Genomic DNA, 18376 nt, shown 5'->3' on the forward strand with positions numbered 1-18376 from the left:
CGAGATAACGGAGTTACTTATCACAAGGGAGCCTTTTTCTAGGGACTTGAATACACTGAAAGAAATCAAAGTTTCAGAAATGAAAATTGATTTCTTTTTTTTAATCTGAAGGGTTGCTTTTTTCTTATATTCATTCTATTATTTTCTTATATGGAAAAAGGAGTGCTTATTATGGAAAAAAAGAAGCCCTATGGGACCGTTCTAATTAAGGCGGCGGATATTTTAGACTTTTTGTCGAATCATCCAGATAGCATACTACAAGAAATTACTGAAGGAACAAAGATGACACCTTCAACGACTTTAAAAATTTTAGATACACTCGTCCTCATTGGCTACGTGAATAGAAAACAAGATAAGAGCTATCGATTGGGAAGTAAGCTCATTCGGTATGCAAATCAAAATTTGGAACAGCTTGATTTGGTAGAAATAACACAGCCTTACCTTGAAAAATTACAAGAGCAAATAGATGAGACCATTCATTTAGGTATTTTAGCGAATCAGGAAATTTTATATGTCAATAAGCTAGAGCCGAAAAACCAAACGATTCGAATGTCTTCTAAGATAGGAATTACCCGTCCGTTGTATAATTCTGCGATGGGAAAAGCTGTACTTGCCGAATTATCACGTGAAGAAATCGATGCGTATCTCCAAGAACATGAATTGATTGCTTATACGGAAGAAACAATCACTAATCCGTTGAAGTTAAAAAAAGAATTAGCGATTGTTCAACAAGAAAAAGTTGCATTTGATGATGAAGAAGTGGAAAAAGATATTTTTTGTATCGGAACAGCTATTGTTTCTGAAAACAAAGTCGTGGGTGCATTTAGCATCAGCATGCCAAAATATAGGATGAACAACGACTTAAAAGAGAGAATTATTCATGAGATTTTGTCAGTAAAAAACAGCGTTGAAAATAAATTAAATCATTAAGCATGAAAGAGCGACTAATCCTAAGTGGGATGAAGGGGCTCTTTTTTTACGCCAAAAAAGAATAAAAAAGAAATTGATTAAAACGGTTGCATTTTTATTTTCTTCTCGTATAATAAAAGTATAATTTCTTTATAGTAAAATTGAATTTCCAAATAAGAAAAGAGGGGTTCGGTGAAAAAAATAGAAACATTAGCAGGTCTTCAGAAGGCTGGAGTCATTGCAGTTGTGCGAGGAGCAACAAAAGAAGAAGCCTTACAGGCGAGTCATGCGATTATCAAAGGAGGGATTGTGGGGATTGAACTGACGTTTACAGTTCCTCAAGCAGATGAAGTGATACGCGAATTATCGGATGCTTATAAGGGACATCCAGAGGTTTTAATTGGTGCAGGAACGGTTCTTGATGCAACGACTGCAAGGCTTGCGATTATGTCGGGTGCACAATATATTGTGAGTCCCAGCTTTGATCGTGAAACGGCAGAAATATGTAACCTTTATCAAATTCCATATTTACCAGGATGCATGACCATTACAGAGATGCAAACAGCGTTGAAGAGCGGCGTGGATATTATCAAACTATTTCCAGGAAGTGCCTACGGTCCAAGTATTGTCTCTGCATTTAAAGCACCGTTCCCGCAATTGAACATTATGCCTACTGGGGGGGTCAGCCTAGACAATATGTCTGAATGGTTTAAAGCGGGAGTGGTAGCCGTGGGTGTTGGCGGAAATTTATTAGCGCCTGCAGCACAAGGAGACTTTAAAAAAGTGACAGAAGTGGCGAAACAGTACAGTGATAAACTTAATGAAATAAAGAGGTAGCCAGATGGGAAAAGTAATTACACTTGGTGAAATTATGTTGCGTTTTTCTACTAATCAGGGAACGCGTCTACCGCAAAGTGATAAATTAAATGTACATTATGGTGGTGGCGAGGCCAATGTTGCTATTTCCTTAGCAAATTATGGTCACACTGTCTCATTTGCTAGTAAAGTTCCAAATAACTCTTTAGGAGAAGCGGTAAAAAAACACTTGAAAAGGTATGGAGTTGGAACGGAGACACTGCTATTTGGCGGAAACCGGTTAGGGACTTATTACGTAGAATCTGGTATTGGTCAACGAGCTGCCTCAGTTGTCTATGACCGAGCCCATTCAAGTTTTTCTGAGATGACTTTTAATGAATGGTCAGAAGAAATACTATTTAGTGAGGCAGATATTTTCCATATCTCCGGAATTACGCCTGCGCTTAGTCACCAATGGAGGACACTTACTCTTGAGTTGATGAAGGCAGCAAAAAGAAAATGCTGCAAGATTAGTTTTGATATTAACTATCGCGGGAAATTATGGACACAAAAAGAAGCAGGAAGTGTTTTGAAAATGCTGCTTCCTTATGTAGACTATTGTTCGGCTGGTTACATGGACGCAATTCACCTTTTAGAGATTGCTCCACGGCCAGAAGAGGAGTTATCTTACTATTACAAAAAAATGCAAGCGCACTACCCAAATATACAGGTCTTTTATTCTACTAAACGTACAGTTACCTCTGCTTCAGATAATGAACTTACAGGAACTTTATGGATGAATGAGACATATTATGAATCAAAACCTCAACTCATTTGTCCTGTAGTCGATCGAGTAGGAGGGGGAGATGCGTTTTGTGGAGGAGTTTTACATGGTCTTTTAACAAAAGAAAACCCACAAGATATTATTGAATTTGCGACAGCAGCTTCTGCTTTGAAGCATACGGTAGAAGGGGATTGCAATCAATTTAGTGAAGAAGAAGTCAACAGCTTTTTAGCTGCTGGCTCAGGAAAAATTATACGATAAGGAGTCGTTTACAAAATGCAAACTATGGAAAATCGTTACACACACAGCCCAGAGGATATTCGTCATTATTCAACAGAACAATTAAGACAAGAATTTTTAGTGGAAAAAGTCTTTACTCCAGGTGAAATTTGCCTCACTTATACACACAACGATCGAATGATTTTTGGCGGGGTAACACCAACAACGAAAGAATTAGAAATTACGCTAGATAAAGAGCTAGGAGTAACATATTTCTTAGAACGTCGTGAGCTAGGAGTCATAAATATCGGCGGGCCTGGGTTCATCGAAATTGACGGACAAAAAGAAGAAATGAAAAAACAAGATGGGTATTACATTGGAAAAGAAACGAAACAGGTTGTCTTTTCTTCAGCTGATTCCAACAATCCAGCAAAATTCTATATTAGCTGTGTCCCGGCTCATCACAAATATCCAAATGTCAAAATTAGTATTGACCAAGTGAAGCCAATGGAAGCAGGAGAAGGTCTATCCTTAAATGAACGAAAAATTTATCAGTATATTCACCCCAATGTATGTGACAGCTGTCAGTTACAAATGGGTTACACTATTTTAGAACCAGGAAGTGCGTGGAATACGATGCCTTGTCATACACACGAACGTCGCATGGAGGCGTATGTGTACTTTGATTTTGCTAAAGAAGATACAAAGGTATTCCATATGATGGGTAAACCAGATGAAACAAAACACTTAGTAGTGGATCAAGATCAAGCAGTCATTTCGCCAAGCTGGTCTATTCATTCAGGTGTAGGTACTGGAAACTATTCATTTATCTGGTCAATGTGTGGAGAAAATATTACGTATACAGACATGGATATGGTTGATATGGGCGATTTAAAATAGGAGGAATGAAAGAATGAGTTTTTCAATGGATATGTTTGAATTAAAGGGAAAAGTTGCTTTAGTTACAGGTGCCGTCTATGGAATTGGTTTTGAAATTGCCAAAGGATTAGCTGCTGCCGGCGCAACAATTGTGTTTAATGACCGTCATGAAGAAGGCGTAAAAAAAGGAATCGAGAATTATAAAGAAATCGGTATTAAAGCATATGGATTTGTGTTTGATATTACAGATGAAGCGGCTGTTGAGGCAGGAGTCAAAAAAATTGAAGATGAAGTGGGAGTCATTGATATTTTAGTGAACAACGCTGGAATTATCAAACGTATACCTATGTTGGAAATGACCGCTGAAGACTTTCGACAAGTAGTAGATATTGACTTAAACGGCCAATTTATTATGTCAAAAGCCGTCTTGCCCTCTATGATTAAGAAAGGACATGGGAAAATTATTAATATCTGTTCTATGATGAGTGAGTTGGGACGTGAAACGGTCGCAGGATATGCTGCAGCGAAAGGCGGCTTAAAAATGTTAACAAAAAATATTTGTTCTGAATTTGGTGAGGCAAATATTCAATGTAATGGTATTGGACCTGGTTATATCGCGACACCTCAAACAGCGCCATTACGTGAACTGCAAGAAGATGGATCAAAACATCCATTTGATCAGTTCATTATTTCCAAAACACCTGCTGCACGATGGGGAGAACCAGAAGATTTAGCAGGTTCAGCTGTCTTTTTAGCATCAGATGCATCAAACTTTGTCAACGGACATATCTTATACGTTGACGGTGGAATCTTGGCATACATTGGAAAACAGCCTTAACCCAAATAACTAGATTTCTGCAGCTCTTTTTGCACAATCAAAGAGGTCAGGACAGAAGTGCTCAGCTTCGAGAAATAAGAAGGAATTCACGAAGATTGCTCCTCAAATCTTTGGGACTAAGTACATTTCTACATCTATTCCTTTTAGAAAAAGTGTATCGAATGCACCAAGAAGGTACATCTCTACATCTATTTCTTTTAGAAATAGTGTATCGATGCAATTTCAGCTTGTTTTCGAAGCTTTCAACTCTAGCTTGTTTCATGCGTAGAGGATGAATTCCTTCTATTAAGATTTTACAAAGATGGGGTATAACTTAATTAGTTATGTCCCGCCTTTTTTTATACAGAATTTTATTGTTGCATTTGCAACAATAAAAAGGTAGGATAAAAAAGGAGGTGGCGTATGGATACAATTTTAAGAGACATTGGTGTAATTGCTCGTGCCTTAGATTCTATTGCAAATGTTGAATTTAAGGAATATGAACTGACAAGAGGGCAGTATGTATACCTGGTACGTATCTATGAAAATCAGGGAATCATTCCTGAACATTTAGCAGACATGATTAAGGTCGATCGTTCAACAGCATCCCGCGCAATTCAGCGATTAGTTGAAAAAGGGTTTGTAAAAAAAGAGTTAGATAATGAAAATAAAAAAATTATTCATCTCGAAGTAACGGCTAGAGGACGTGAGAGAGCGCAATTTATTTTACGGGAGCATGCCTATTCTAGCCTAACAGCATTAAAGGGGATCAGTGAAAGTGATCAACAGACACTAAATAAGCTAGTAAAAAAAATGAAGCATAATGTCGAAAAGGATTGGCATCTTGTAAAAAATGGCGGTAAAAGAGAATACTAGGAGGAGTAGATGATGACACAGCTTGAATGGAGAAAGTGTACAACAAAAGACATTGATGCTTTGCGTACATTAAGTATAGAGACATTTACAGACACGTTTGCTGATCAAAATACAGCAGAAGATTTAGCAGCTTATTTAGATACTGCTTATAATTATGAACAACTCAGAGAAGAACTAAAAAATGAAGAAAGCTTCTTCTTCTTTTTACAAGCAAATAAAGAAATTGTTGGGTATTTAAAATTAAATATCGGACAGGCACAAACAGAAACTATTTATCCTGATTCACTAGAGGTAGAAAGAATCTATATTCGTTCTATTCATAAGAGAAAAGGATACGGAAGTGAAGGAATAACAAAAGCCATTCAGACAGCAAAAGCTCTTCAGAAAAAATCTCTGTGGCTAGGTGTCTGGGAGAAAAATGAACGAGCATTAGCATTTTATAAAAATCAGGGATTTACTAAAGTAGGTAGTCACTCCTTTTTTATGGGAGAGGATGAGCAAACAGATTTTATTTTATTGAAGGATCTATGATTTTCTTTAGGAGATAAACAGCTTTTGGCGTTTGATTGTAGGTTATTGAAAGAATCGACAAATATGAAAAATAGTGACGAAAAGAAGCGGATTAGGCTTCTTTTTTTGTATTTTCTTTTGAGATAGTGTAAATTCTGTACAACTAGTTTAAATGTAACGTAAATATTGGAAAATATAGGAATTGCAGAAAAAATAATTAATTATTTAAAAATATTTTAGCAGTAGTTTACTTTTTGTTTATTATTTCCTGTTATTCTTGATAAGATGAGGGTAACAGGTGTATCCTCTTGAAAAATAAATTGAAGGTGTGTTTTTTGAAAAAAATGTCAATAGTTGCAAGTATATGCGTGCTGTTAGTTCTAGGAATCGTTTACTGGTTTCAGCAAAAAGAAACAGCGGCGGCAGTCAGTGCGCAGCAAGGAGAAGAGAAAAAGAAACAAGAGATGACGTTATTTGTGGACGATTTACTAAAGGAGAGTCATTTTAAAGGGACGGTACTACTAGTAAAAAATCGAGAAAATTATTACGAGCAGGCGTATGGCTATGCGAATAAAGAACAAAAAATAAAAAATTCTGTAGAGATGGCGTATCCAGTTGCCTCTGTTCAAAAAAGTATGACAGCTATTTTAGTGGAACAGCTTGTTTCAGAAGGAAAAATAAGCTATAAAGAAACATTGGATAAATTTTATCCAGATATTGACTATGCCGATCAAATAACAATTCGTGATTTATTAAATCAAAGTTCAGGAATTGATATGGATGAAATTGCACCTGCTAAATTATTAACAAGTCAAAGAGAACAGTTAGACTTTGTACTTTCAGAAATGACGGTAACAGAAGATCACTCATTTTTATATACAAATGCCAACTATACGTTATTAGCGGGGATTTTGTCGATGGTGAGCGGGAAGTCTTATGAAGAGTTGTTTACTCAAAGAATCATTCAACCACTGCACCTTGGAGAAACCTATTTTTGGGATCAGCTTCCAGAAAAAGAAACGGTTCCCCTTTCCTATGTATATGATGAAGCAGAGGAAGTTGACTATGTCCCTTTCTGGGACTCCTTTCCTGACTCGAAACCTCTTTTTTCCAGCTTGCTAGGCGCTGGTAATTTATTTATGTCTGCAAGTGATTTGTGGCGTGTACAAAAGGCGATGAAAAATGGCCGGTTACTGACAGAAGACAGGTACGCAGAAATGACAGATATTGTAACAGCAGGCTATAGCAGCGGTTTATGGCTGTCAGATGGGCAAAAGGTCGTAAGTGGATCTTTAGGTGGCTACACAACCATGGTTTACGGAGAAGAAACTAACGAAAATTTGGTTATCTTAATTAGTAATCAGCAAGGAATTTTAGATACTGGCTCATTAGCTGAATCCATTTATGAAGCAATGACTCATTAAACGAGTAAAAGAGGGAAGAACATGACAATTAAACGACGGTTATTTATTTCTCATATATTGATGATTGTAGTTCCAGTCTTATTGAGCCTACTTGTTGCATCTTTTACATTTCTATTGGTTTGGCAATATTTTTGGGGTGTAGATGAAGGCGCAATGAGTAAAAACAGAGAGTTTCGCTCACAATATGCTGCGGTGGAGAGTCTCGTGATTAAGTGGTCTTCAGATGATACAACAACTAAAAAAATTTCGTCAGATATGAATAAATTTTACAAGACCCATTATAGTGATAATATTGCACTCATGGTCTATCAGGGAGATAAACTGGTTCATTCAGTCGGAGAAGTTATTGATACGGACATGAAAGAAGCTGTTTTAACAGAAGAAGGGGAACACAGCTATTTAAAAGATCAATTGTTCACTACGGCATTTGAAGCAAATAAGTATAAGGTTATTTTAGTCAATAATAACTATTACAACGATTTATACTATCAAGATCCGCTCTGGGATAGGGATTATCAGGCTGTTTTATCTCGAATCATTATTGCAATGGTTGTAGGAACCCTTATTTTAATTATTTTAACGAATCGTTATTTAACAAAATATGTAACTAAAAGTATCACAGAACCCTTGGAGATATTGACCGAAGGGTTTCATAAAATTCAAGAGGGAAAATTAAACTACCAGATTCGTTATGTAGAACAGGACGAATTTTTACCTGTCGTCAAGGATTTTAACGGAATGGCTCATCAGCTGAAAATGATGGTAGATACACAAAATAAGCTGGAAGCCAATCGCCGTGAATTAATAGCAGGTATTTCTCATGACTTACGGACTCCGCTTACCTCCATTAAAGCGTATGTTGAAGGGCTGGAAAAGGGTATTGCAAGTACACCTCAGATGAGAGACAAGTATTTTACCATTATTAAAAAGAAGATTGACGACTTAGATCAAATTATGGCACAGCTCTTTTTATTTTCAAAACTGGATACGGGAGAGTTTCCATTTAATCTGGTTGAGACTACCAATAAAAAATTGATTGATGAGTATATTCGGTTAATTCACCATGAGTACGAAGAAAAAGGATTAAGCATTCATTTAGAAGCGCCGCAAGAAGAGGTTGTTTTGGCGGTTGATCCTGTACAATTTCGAACGGTGCTGACAAATTTATTTGAAAATGCACGAAAATATGTGGAGAAACAAGATAAAGAAGTGACGCTTGTCTATCGAATTGAGGCAGATCAGTTAATTTTATCAATATCAGATAATGGAACGGGTGTCTCAGAAAAAAATCTGGACAATCTATTTGAACTATTTTATCGAGATGACAAAGCACGAACAAATCCAAGTAAAGGAAATGGGCTAGGGTTAGCTATTTCTAAAAAAATCATTGAAGGGTTTAAAGGAAGAATTCAGGCACGCAATAACTCTTTGGGTGGATTAACAATTCTCATTACTCTTCCGATTAAGAAGGGAGCTATTACTGATGAACAAACGAGTGTTGATCATTGAAGATGATGAAGATATTTCAATGATTGAGAGGGACTTTTTAGAAATTGAAGGCTACGAGGTGCGCATTGCAAATGAAGGAACCATAGGCTACCACGAAGCGGTGACAGGAGACTATCAGCTTATCTTATTAGATGTAATGTTACCTGGGATGGACGGCTATGAGATTTGTCGAAGCATTCGAGATAAGGTAGACATCCCTATCATCATGGTGACGGCAAAGACAGAAGAGCTGGATAAGCTTCGGGGATTAGGAATTGGGGCAGACGATTATATTTCCAAACCTTTTTCTCCCACTGAGCTTGTTGCACGAGTGAAAGCAAATATTGCACAATATACACGAATTAAACAAGGACAAACGATAGCGACACCTACAGATGAGGCGGAAATACATTTGGGAAATATTCGTATTAATTCTCAAACACATCGAGTATATGTAAATGATATCGAAGTAGAATGTAAACATCGGGAATATGAACTATTATTATTTTTGATGGAGAACCCGGAAATTGTGTTTAGTAAAGAGCAATTGTATGAGAAAATTTGGGGAATGGACGCCTTGGGAAATATTCGTACAGTTGCCGTGCATATCAATCGTTTGCGGGAAAAAGTCGAAGAAGATCCAACGAACCCGCAATATATCCAAACGGTTTGGGGGGCAGGCTATCGATTTAAAGCATAAGATAGCAGACAGAAGTTTTTTTGTTAAGCCATGCAGTTTTTTATTTAGTATGAGGTTAAGAATCTTGGTACTCACTTAGCGAGTCCAAGGTTCTTTTTTATTTCGTTTTAATTACAAAATATTACTCCTTGTAATAAATAACACAGTTATGTTACGTTTTTGTTAATAAAATTAAAGAAATCCCAAGAATTGAAAGAAAAAGTTTATCCATAGTTTATAAATTGTTTAACTTTTCATGGTCTCTAATTTATTCCTTCCTTATACAATCAATGAGTAAAGAATTGTAAGAGGAGGGATTTAATGAAGCAGCTATTTAAAAATGAAGCGGTTAGAAATGGACTTATTTTTATAGGAAAAACCGTTTTTTATTTCTGCATCATCCTATTATTAATTTATCTTTATCATTATAAGAATATTCAAGGTGGCACATTTATTTATAATGAATTTTAGGAGGAATTTCCATGAACGTAACGAATATTGTTCAAGGGATTGAGCATTGGGGTCAAACAGAACCTGAGAGAATTGCCTATCGTGGGGAACAAGTTAGCTACACCTATGGTCAGTTAATTGATTGGTCAAACAAACTAGCAGCCTATTTGGAAAGAACGCTAAAAAGCAAAGCACCCGTTGTGGTTTACGGTGAACTGGAATTTGATATGCTGGTTGCTTTTCTAGCCGCTTCAAAGACGGGCAGACCTTATATTCCAATCGAAAGTACCACACCAGAGGAACGTGTTGAGCTGATTCTTTCCGTGGCCAATCCAGAGTTGATTATAAGTGTAGCGGACTGGATGGGACCTGATACAGAGGTTTCTATGATTGATCGATCCACTCTAATTAAACTGTACAATGAACAGGCAGAACTATATGAACAGCAGATTGTGAAACAGGATGAAACATACTACATTATTTTCACATCAGGAACAACTGGTGTTCCAAAAGGTGTTCAAATTAGCCATAAGAATTTAGTGAGTTTTGTCAACTGGGAATTAAACGATTTCCATTTGAGAGAAGGAATGCATTTTCTCTCACAAGCTCCTTATTCATTTGATTTATCAGTGATGGGCATCTATCCAGCGCTTACTTCAGGTGGCTGTTTAGTTCCATTGGAAAAAGCGGTGATTAATGATTTCAAAGCACTGTTTACGACTTTGCCGCAGCTTGATTTAAATGTTTGGATTTCCACTCCTTCTTTTATGAAAATTTGCTTGATGGAGCCAACATTTGATGGAGAACATGTGCCAAGCTTAGAGCGATTTTTATTTTGTGGCGAAGAATTACCTAAAAAAACAGTCGCTGAACTTTTAAAACGATTCCCAAATGCTGAAATATATAATACGTATGGTCCGACAGAAGCTACTGTTGCTATCTCAAGTATCCAAGTAACAAAAGAGCTGCTGGAAAAATATGATCGGGTACCAATTGGTTATGTAAAAGAAGATACGACCGTGTTCTTTATGGATGCTGAGACGATTTTAGAAGATGGCCAAGTGGGAGAAATTGTTATTAGTGGACCTAGCGTGTCTAAAGGGTATTTAAATAATCCTGAAAAAACAAAAGCAGCCTTTTTTACTCATAATGGGGTTTCTGCTTATCGAACAGGAGATAGTGGAAGCATCACGGAAGAAGGACTCCTACTTTATGAAGGACGAATTGATTTTCAAGTGAAATTTCATGGGTATCGAATTGAATTAGAAGATATTGATCATCATTTGAGTAAGGTACCACTGGTTAAACAAGCAGTAGTCGTACCAAGGTATCAAGAAAACAAAGTGGAGCAATTGATTGCGTATGTAGTTCCAGAAGAAAATTCTTTTGAAAAAGAGTTTCAACTAACAAAAGCGATTAAAGAATCCCTAAATAAACTGGTGATGGATTATATGATTCCTCAACGCTTTGTCTATGTGGATCAACTTCCACAGACACCCAATGGAAAGATTGATCGAAAAGGGCTAATAAATGAGGTGAATCCTTCATGAGTATTGAACACGTGATTCCGTATGCGAATCCGGTGTATTTTATCTGGTTGATCATCGCTTTATTACCGATGATTCTCACGTTGCTGATAAAAGGAAAGCGATGGGGGTGGTATCAAACCGCACTAACGATTGTCTTTTTGTATATCAGCTTTGGTGGACACTATTGGCAGCAGGGAGTGGCTCTAATTGGCTATGTCATTTTTCAGACCATACTAGTCTACGGCTATCATACGTACCGTAAAAAGAAAAATGGATCGGGTGTCTTTTATGGCGCGGTAGCTGCAGCGATTCTTCCGCTATTTTTAGTGAAAGTGACTCCATTTTTTGATGGGCAATCCTCTTTATTTAATTTTCTAGGTATTTCGTATCTAACCTTTAAATCAGTTCAGATGATTATGGAAATGAGAGATGGAATGATTAAAGAATATCATCCATTTCGATATATTCAGTTTTTACTATTTTTTCCAACGATTTCATCAGGACCTATTGATAGATATCGACGATTTGAAAAGGACTTATTAACTGCTCCATCGCAGGAAAAATATCTTGATTTTTTGGGAAAAGGAGTTTGGAACATCTTTTTGGGCTTCCTTTATAAATTTATACTTGGCTATTATTTTGGTCAGGTACTCCTTCCAATTGTCACAAAAGATTTTCTGCATCACGGTCTTATATCATGGGGATTTTTAGGCTACATGTACGTATATAGTTTATATTTGTTCTTTGATTTTGCAGGGTATAGTCTGTTTGCCGTAGGGGTAAGTAATCTTATGGGATACGACACACCGGTTAACTTTAATAAACCATTTTTATCACCGAATATTAAAGAGTTCTGGAATCGATGGCACATGAGCTTATCATTTTGGTTTAGAGATTACATTTATATGCGTTTAATGTTTACTTTAATTAAGAAAAAAGTATTTAAAAGTCGTATTGTAGCATCAAATGTAGGCTATTTTGCCTTGTTCCTAATTATGGGCGTTTGGCATGGACTTACGTGGTATTACATTTTATATGGACTGTATCATGCAACGCTAATTTGCGTAAATGATGCGTGGATTCGCTGGAAGAAAAAACATGGAAAAAATCTACCTTCCAATAAAGCGACCAAAGCATTTTCAATATTTTTAACTTTCCAAGCTGTTTGTCTCAGCTTCCTAATTTTCTCAGGTATTTTAGACAAATTATTTTTTTAAAATGAAAAGGAGTGTATGAATTATGACAACAAAAGAAACCGTATTGGATATTTTAGAATATATTACAGGTAGCGATGAAGTAAAAGAAAACTTAGAGGTTGATCTATTTGATGAAGGATTGATGGATTCACTTGCAACAGTTCAATTATTAGTTGAATTAGAAGGACAGCTGGGTGTACAAGTTCCTGTATCAGAGTTTGACCGCACTGAATGGAATACACCAGCAAAAATCATTAGTAAAGTAGATTCACTACAAGCCTAATGATGAAAAAACGATTATTCTCTATTTTTGGACCGTTAATCTGTGCTGCGGTCCTTTTAGGGGTTCTTTTTCTGAGTCCTTGGAAGATAGATACAAGCGATCCAAAAATATTAGCTCAAGCAGCCACAGCGATGAATGATAGTGTATTTCGTGGAGATATGATAAAAAATGAAGCGATTGAAACAGGAAAATATGTGCCTTTTTTTGGTTCTTCTGAACTAAATCGAGTAAGTGCCACACATCCATCAGTGTTAGCGCAAAAATACAATCGTGACTATACCCCATTTTTACTGGGAGCTCCTGGAACACAGTCTTTAACACAATATGGCATGATTAAATCAATGGCAAAAGAGTTGGCTGGAAAAAAAGCAGTCTTTATTATTTCTCCACAATGGTTTACACCAAAGGGAGTAAATGAGCAGTATTTCAATAATTATTATTCTGAACAACATGTCTATAAATGGCTGACAACTGTGAATAATATTTCTGAAGCAGACAAGTATTATGCTCGTCGACTACTTGAATTTCCTAAAGTAAAAAATAATCAGTTGACTGTAGATATGCTAAAACAAATTCAAGAAGGCAAGCTACCAACAGAGACACAAAAAGCACAGATAGATTTACAATTGAATCTATTTGATCGCGAGGACGAACTGTTTAGCGGAATTGGCTTAGGAAAAAATTTAGCGGATAAAATTGATCATTTTGCACAAGGACTTCCCGCAAAGTATGACTTTAATCAATTGATTTCAATTGCTAATAAAGAAGGGCGAGCAGATACGACAAACAATTCTTTAGGAATTAAAAATACTTTTTATGCGAGTCATTTACAAAGTCGAATAGAAAAAATGAAAAATTCTCAAAAAGATTGGGACTACCGTTATGGGCCAGAATATAGTGATTTTCAATTAGTATTAGATGAATTTGCCAAGAATCAGGTAGAAGTGTTGTTTATCATACCGCCAATCAATCAGAAGTGGATGGATTATACTGGGCTACCTAAAGAAGTATTGACAGGATTTGACAAAAAAATTCGCTATCAGCTTACCAGTCAGGGATTTACCAATATCGCTGATTTAACCACACAAGGAAATGTAGATTATTTTATGGAGGACACTATTCATATGGGGTGGAGAGGCTGGCTAGCAGCCGACGAATATATTAAACCGTTTATGGAAACAAAAACAAAAGTGAAACCGACGTATAAGATGGATGAACGATTTTTATCAGAGGACTGGCAAAAAGAAGCTCCTGTGAATATAGAAAAAAATGAATAGGTATGAAATTTGTTGAGTAAATGAATGATGGAGTCGGAGGATTTACTAGATGAAACGACATGCAAAAAAGAGCACTCCTCTACAGAAGATATTTCTCGTGGTGGATGTAGGAATTATTCTCATTGGTTTGGTTGCTCTTTATTATCTATTTATGCCAGATGTACAATCAACAGCCTCATCTAGCTCTGTTGAATCCGCTGAATCAACTAGTCAGCGGGAGACAGAGGCTTCTTCAACGGTTGAAACGAGCACATCAAAAGAGAGTGATACTCTTGATGCAGCGAACTATGAAAATTTGATTCAAAATCAGGAGGTCGTTGCACTATCAGGACAAACGCTAGATGAAAAGATTACGTCAAGCGGGTTTATTGGAAGTGCACTGATTGTACAAGATGGGCAGATTCTTTTGCATAAGGGATACGGCTACACAGACAAAGAAATCAATGTACTGAATACGCCAGACACTGTATATAATATTGGGTCTATTCAAAAAGGAATGACTGCAGTTCTGATTATGCGTGCAGTGAAGGAAGGCAAGCTGTCTTTAACGGATAGGTTAGCGAAGTTTTATCCGCAAATCCAAGGAGCTGAGGATGTCACCATTCAAGAAATGCTGCAAATGGCTTCCGGGTTAAATTTATCCGCTCAACCTAGTGGTCTTGTTGACGTACGCCAGATTATTGATTGGGACGTTGTTCATACACAAGTAACTGGAGCTAAGGGGCAATTTCAATATAGTCCCGTCAATTATAATTTATTAGCTGGGATTTTAATACAAGTTACAGGAAAAACATATGATGAGTTATTTTCAACGTTTTATAATCAAAAAACGGGACTCAAGCAGACCTTATCTTATACGGATTTTTTCCAGCTTCCAACACCAACAAGAAATTATAAAACAGATGGAAAAGAAGATGCCTATGAGACACCGAACATCATTTCAGCAGATAACTTAGCATCCGAGATAGGAACAGGAAATATTTACATGTCTGTTGGGGACTTGTACCAATACTATCATTTATTATTGAATAATAAGCTGATTGATGGTGCCTCGTTAAAGAAGATGTGGACAACCGCAGAGGGTTCTAGTTATGCTGCAGGGTTTTACGATAGAGGAACGTATTATCGTGCCCACGGAGCGAAGGGCGGTTTTGAATCCTTTGCACTCCTATCTAAAGACAAAAAAACCAGTATTATTCTGCTCTCCAATCGAGCCCGCAAATCTGATGCTGATTTAATGAGTCAATTATACAAAACACTTACAAATACTGAGATAAAGTTTTAATAATCTGACAAAGAGAACTGTATAGAGACTAGTGCGAAACTGTCCTTACCTCTCTTTGTCTTTTTGTATAAAATGGAGAAAGAGCTTATTCACTCGTTAGAAAAAGTAAGTTATACTACATAATAGGAAAATTCGTAAAAAAGAGGTGGCTTATGAAAGAGATAGAAGATTTTTGGGATGAATTTGCAGAAGAATATAATGAAATTCAAGAGGAATCGGAGCTGACTTTATCTTCGGATGTAACAAATTATTTTGAAAAGAGGAATGTTTTTCCAGCAAACGCACTACTAGATTTGGCTGGCGGTTCTGGCCGTTATCTTCTAGATTTTTCTTCCAATGTAAAAAACTATACGCTAGTAGACATATCAGAAAAAATGCTTGAAAAAGCAGAACAGTTGGCAGAAAGTCATCAAAGGAAAAATTGTCAGTTTCTTCATAAAGAAATGAGTGATTTTTTTAACGAAACGAATGATAATGCCTATGAATATGTGTTTTCTGCAATGAATCCAGCGATTCAATCGGTTGCAAATTTACTAGAATTGAATCGAATCTCAGAAAAAGGAGTCTTTATTTTTCGGATGACAGAAGAAACGGATTCGCTATTTTCAGTGATTGATGCTCGACTAGGGATTGACCACCAGCAAGAAGAGTTAAGCTGGCTGTTCACCTACCAAGAATGGCTTGCTGAGCTGAAATTTGTAACAGAAACAAAATCATTTTACTATCAATATGAGGAAGCATTTTCACGTGCTTTTCTCGAAACGTACTATGAAGAATTTATTGAAGAAACTCAGTTTCGAACGCTTCTGTCTGAGTTGTTTTCAGATAATTCAACAGTTACCAGTAAAACAACGATTTGCTTCACTTTACTTTACTGGAAGAAGAAAGACACGGTTTCTCAATTGTAAAAAAGTGAGAAATCCGTGTTTTTTTTAAGAAATCAATTTCAAACCGATAGCAGAAACAAGGATGAGCGCAATAAATACAAGGCGTTGCCAACTTCGTGATTCGCCATAATACAGCATACCTAAAATGGTTCCGCCAGCTGTCCCAATTCCTGTCCATATGGCATAAGCTGTTCCCATCGGCAAAGTTTCCATTGCGTAAGAAAGAAGAAAGAAGCTAACTGCAAATCCGACAATCAAAAGAAGTAAAGCTTTTCCTGTTTTTTCTTTATGCCATTTGTTAATCATTAGTACACCAAACATCTCAAATAATCCTGCAAAAATTAGTGCAATCCAGTTCATTTAATTTTCCTCCGTTTCTTCAGGGGTAACCATCTTCAAACCAATGACCCCGACAAGTAGAGTAGCCGTAAGAAAAATTTTTCCCCAGCTAAATGGTTCACCAAAAAAGAGAATACCACTCAATACGGTGCCCAATGTTCCGAGTCCAACAAAAACGGCATAGACAGTTCCCACAGGTAATGTTCGTCCTGCCATGATCATAAGAGAAAAGCTGACAATGATAGCAATCACTGTTCCTGCCCATTCATACCAAGTAGTCGCGTGCTTGATACCTATCACCCAGCTTACCTCAAATAGTGCGGCAATCATTACTGAAACCCATGTTTTATTCATATGTAAATCCTCCTTATATTTGTACGCAAAAAAAGCCCTGAGAAATATTGTGAGTCACAATATCTCCCGGGCTTTTGTCCCTCCGTGTTACACAGATCCATGTGCGTTTTCCCTTGGACCAGTCTAGCAAGCAGCTACGGAACCCTAGAAAACTTTTGCGTCATTCATTAGAATTATACACATTTATTTTTTAAGTTCAAGTGTTTAAGAAAAATAAATTTGCAAAAGAAAAAAACTTCGGTTAATGTGTTTAGTATACAAATACGAAAACGTTTACTAAAAAAGGAGAAAAATGATGGTAGGAATTAGAGATGTCGCTAGAAAAGCAGGAGTGTCACCTGCAACTGTTTCCCGGGTGTTAAATGAAGATCCCACCTTATCGGCTACGGCTGAAACACGTGCGAGAATTTATGATGTAGTGAAGAAATTAAATTATCAAAAGCCTGAAAGAGGAGCGACAAAAAAAGTAAATGCGTCAATTGGTTTAATCACTGCAGCTTCTGAAAGAGGAGAGATTGAAGATCCTTATTTTCGAGCAATACGTTTAGGAATTGAAGCCGAGGCAAAAAAACTTCGATTAGCTGCTAATCGTATTTATCGGGTGTCTGAAGGTGTTTCACTTAAAGGAATTGAGGGGTTAGGTGCAGTTATTATACTGGGGAATCTGCAAGATACCTTCATACAGGAAATCTATGAGAAAAATCCGCGAGTTGTGTTAGTAGATGATGCTTCTGCAGCTGAAACCTTTGATGCTGTTTATACAGATTTTGAAATGATTACCAGAAGTCATCTTGAACGACTCTGGCAGTTAGGACACAGAAAAATTGCATTTATTGGTGGAAAACGTACCGTGAAAACAAGTGAAGGAAAGGATCTTTTATTGAGTGAAGATGTTCGCTATCAGGCGTATAAAAAATGGATGACGTTAAAAGGCGTATTTTCTAATGAGGAAGTATTTTTAAGCGGTTGGGGAGCAAAGGATGGGCTGGAAATGGGGGAGCGCTTATTGAGAAGATGTGAGACACAAAAAGAGAAACCAACAGCAATTATCGTAGCAAGTGATCCGATTGCTATCGGAGTCTATCGTGCCCTTCAAAAAGCCGGAAAGTCAATTCCCTATGATTTTTCACTTGCAAGTTTCGATAACATTGAAGTGACTGAATTTTTAACTCCGCCATTAACGACAGCAAATATTGAAACAGAGCAGCTGGGGAAAATGGCTGTACGTCTAGCAAAAGAGCGAATAAACAATGAGCGTGATGTACCGATACATGTAGTGATTCCATCCAAAATAATTTTAAGAGAAAGCGAAATACCTCTTGACAAGTGAAACAGGTAAACACTAAAGTAAGTAAACAAATTAAAAAAACGGTTTCATTTTTGTTCGTTTACTATT

20 protein-coding genes and 1 riboswitch are annotated in these 18376 nt (G+C 36.8%); of the genes, 18 read left to right on the forward strand and 2 right to left on the reverse strand.

Translation table 11 applies throughout. The features are described 5' to 3' along the window. Window positions 1–171 precede the first annotated feature (171 nt). From I589_RS07035 to I589_RS07115, 17 genes are all read left to right on the forward strand, one after another. Window positions 172–930, forward strand: a complete 759-nt coding sequence (locus I589_RS07035; RefSeq protein WP_010768809.1) for an IclR family transcriptional regulator — start codon at window positions 172–174, stop codon at window positions 928–930. A 171-nt stretch (window positions 931–1101) separates the two neighbouring features. After that, window positions 1102–1746, forward strand: coding sequence for a bifunctional 4-hydroxy-2-oxoglutarate aldolase/2-dehydro-3-deoxy-phosphogluconate aldolase (locus I589_RS07040; protein WP_010768808.1), 645 nt, complete (start codon window positions 1102–1104; stop codon window positions 1744–1746). Window positions 1747–1750: 4 nt separating this feature from the next. After that, entirely contained in the window at window positions 1751–2749 is a 999-nt protein-coding gene (locus I589_RS07045) for a sugar kinase (protein WP_010768807.1), read from the forward strand. 15 nt (window positions 2750–2764) lie between these two features. Continuing rightward, a complete protein-coding gene (gene kduI, locus I589_RS07050; RefSeq protein ID WP_010768806.1) occupies window positions 2765–3607 on the forward strand; it encodes a 5-dehydro-4-deoxy-D-glucuronate isomerase in 843 nt (280 codons plus the stop codon). 13 nt (window positions 3608–3620) lie between these two features. Further along, window positions 3621–4424 (forward strand): gluconate 5-dehydrogenase, encoded by an 804-nt coding sequence (locus I589_RS07055; protein WP_010768805.1) that lies wholly within the window; start codon window positions 3621–3623, stop codon window positions 4422–4424. A 402-nt stretch (window positions 4425–4826) separates the two neighbouring features. Beyond that, a complete protein-coding gene (locus tag I589_RS07060; RefSeq protein ID WP_010768804.1) occupies window positions 4827–5279 on the forward strand; it encodes a MarR family winged helix-turn-helix transcriptional regulator in 453 nt (150 codons plus the stop codon). A gap of 9 nt (window positions 5280–5288) precedes the next feature. Further along, window positions 5289–5810 (forward strand): GNAT family N-acetyltransferase, encoded by a 522-nt coding sequence (locus I589_RS07065; protein WP_010768803.1) that lies wholly within the window; start codon window positions 5289–5291, stop codon window positions 5808–5810. Window positions 5811–6133: 323 nt separating this feature from the next. After that, window positions 6134–7213: a serine hydrolase domain-containing protein gene (locus tag I589_RS07070; RefSeq protein ID WP_169407815.1), complete on the forward strand. Its 1080-nt coding sequence runs from the start codon at window positions 6134–6136 to the stop codon at window positions 7211–7213. 21 nt (window positions 7214–7234) lie between these two features. Then, entirely contained in the window at window positions 7235–8722 is a 1488-nt protein-coding gene (locus tag I589_RS07075) for a sensor histidine kinase (protein ID WP_010768801.1), read from the forward strand. Next, complete coding sequence (locus tag I589_RS07080) at window positions 8697–9401, forward strand: response regulator transcription factor (RefSeq protein ID WP_010768800.1); 705 nt, start codon at window positions 8697–8699, stop codon at window positions 9399–9401. The genes I589_RS07075 and I589_RS07080 overlap by 26 nt, the downstream gene beginning before the upstream one ends. 300 nt (window positions 9402–9701) lie before the next feature. Next, window positions 9702–9851: a teichoic acid D-Ala incorporation-associated protein DltX gene (locus I589_RS07085; RefSeq protein WP_010768799.1), complete on the forward strand. Its 150-nt coding sequence runs from the start codon at window positions 9702–9704 to the stop codon at window positions 9849–9851. Between the two features lie 11 nt (window positions 9852–9862). Next, window positions 9863–11380: a D-alanine--poly(phosphoribitol) ligase subunit DltA gene (dltA, locus tag I589_RS07090; protein ID WP_010768798.1), complete on the forward strand. Its 1518-nt coding sequence runs from the start codon at window positions 9863–9865 to the stop codon at window positions 11378–11380. Then, on the forward strand, window positions 11377–12576 hold the full coding sequence (gene dltB, locus I589_RS07095) for a D-alanyl-lipoteichoic acid biosynthesis protein DltB (protein ID WP_010768797.1): 1200 nt from the start codon (window positions 11377–11379) through the stop codon (window positions 12574–12576). The genes dltA and dltB overlap by 4 nt, the downstream gene beginning before the upstream one ends. Window positions 12577–12598: 22 nt before the next feature. Then, window positions 12599–12838: a D-alanine--poly(phosphoribitol) ligase subunit DltC gene (gene dltC, locus I589_RS07100; RefSeq protein ID WP_010768796.1), complete on the forward strand. Its 240-nt coding sequence runs from the start codon at window positions 12599–12601 to the stop codon at window positions 12836–12838. A gap of 2 nt (window positions 12839–12840) precedes the next feature. Continuing rightward, window positions 12841–14115: a D-alanyl-lipoteichoic acid biosynthesis protein DltD gene (dltD, locus tag I589_RS07105; protein ID WP_034685000.1), complete on the forward strand. Its 1275-nt coding sequence runs from the start codon at window positions 12841–12843 to the stop codon at window positions 14113–14115. Window positions 14116–14164: 49 nt separating this feature from the next. Beyond that, window positions 14165–15400, forward strand: coding sequence for a serine hydrolase domain-containing protein (locus I589_RS07110; RefSeq protein ID WP_010768794.1), 1236 nt, complete (start codon window positions 14165–14167; stop codon window positions 15398–15400). Window positions 15401–15552: 152 nt separating this feature from the next. Continuing rightward, window positions 15553–16308 (forward strand): methyltransferase domain-containing protein, encoded by a 756-nt coding sequence (locus I589_RS07115; protein WP_010768793.1) that lies wholly within the window; start codon window positions 15553–15555, stop codon window positions 16306–16308. 24 nt (window positions 16309–16332) lie between these two features. Here I589_RS07115 and I589_RS07120 read toward each other — a convergent pair whose 3' ends face one another. Continuing rightward, a complete protein-coding gene (locus I589_RS07120; RefSeq protein ID WP_010768792.1) occupies window positions 16333–16647 on the reverse strand; it encodes a DMT family transporter in 315 nt (104 codons plus the stop codon). Beyond that, window positions 16648–16980, reverse strand: a complete 333-nt coding sequence (locus tag I589_RS07125; protein ID WP_010768791.1) for a DMT family transporter — start codon at window positions 16978–16980, stop codon at window positions 16648–16650. A gap of 61 nt (window positions 16981–17041) precedes the next feature. Further along, a riboswitch (guanidine-I (ykkC/yxkD leader) is annotated at window positions 17042–17139 on the reverse strand. Between the two features lie 136 nt (window positions 17140–17275). Here I589_RS07125 and I589_RS07130 point away from each other — a divergent pair. Then, on the forward strand, window positions 17276–18310 hold the full coding sequence (locus tag I589_RS07130) for a LacI family DNA-binding transcriptional regulator (protein ID WP_010768790.1): 1035 nt from the start codon (window positions 17276–17278) through the stop codon (window positions 18308–18310). Window positions 18311–18376: the final 66 nt, after the last annotated feature.

The organism is Enterococcus phoeniculicola ATCC BAA-412 (assembly GCF_000407505.1).
Lineage (GTDB): Bacteria > Bacillota > Bacilli > Lactobacillales > Enterococcaceae > Enterococcus_K > Enterococcus_K phoeniculicola.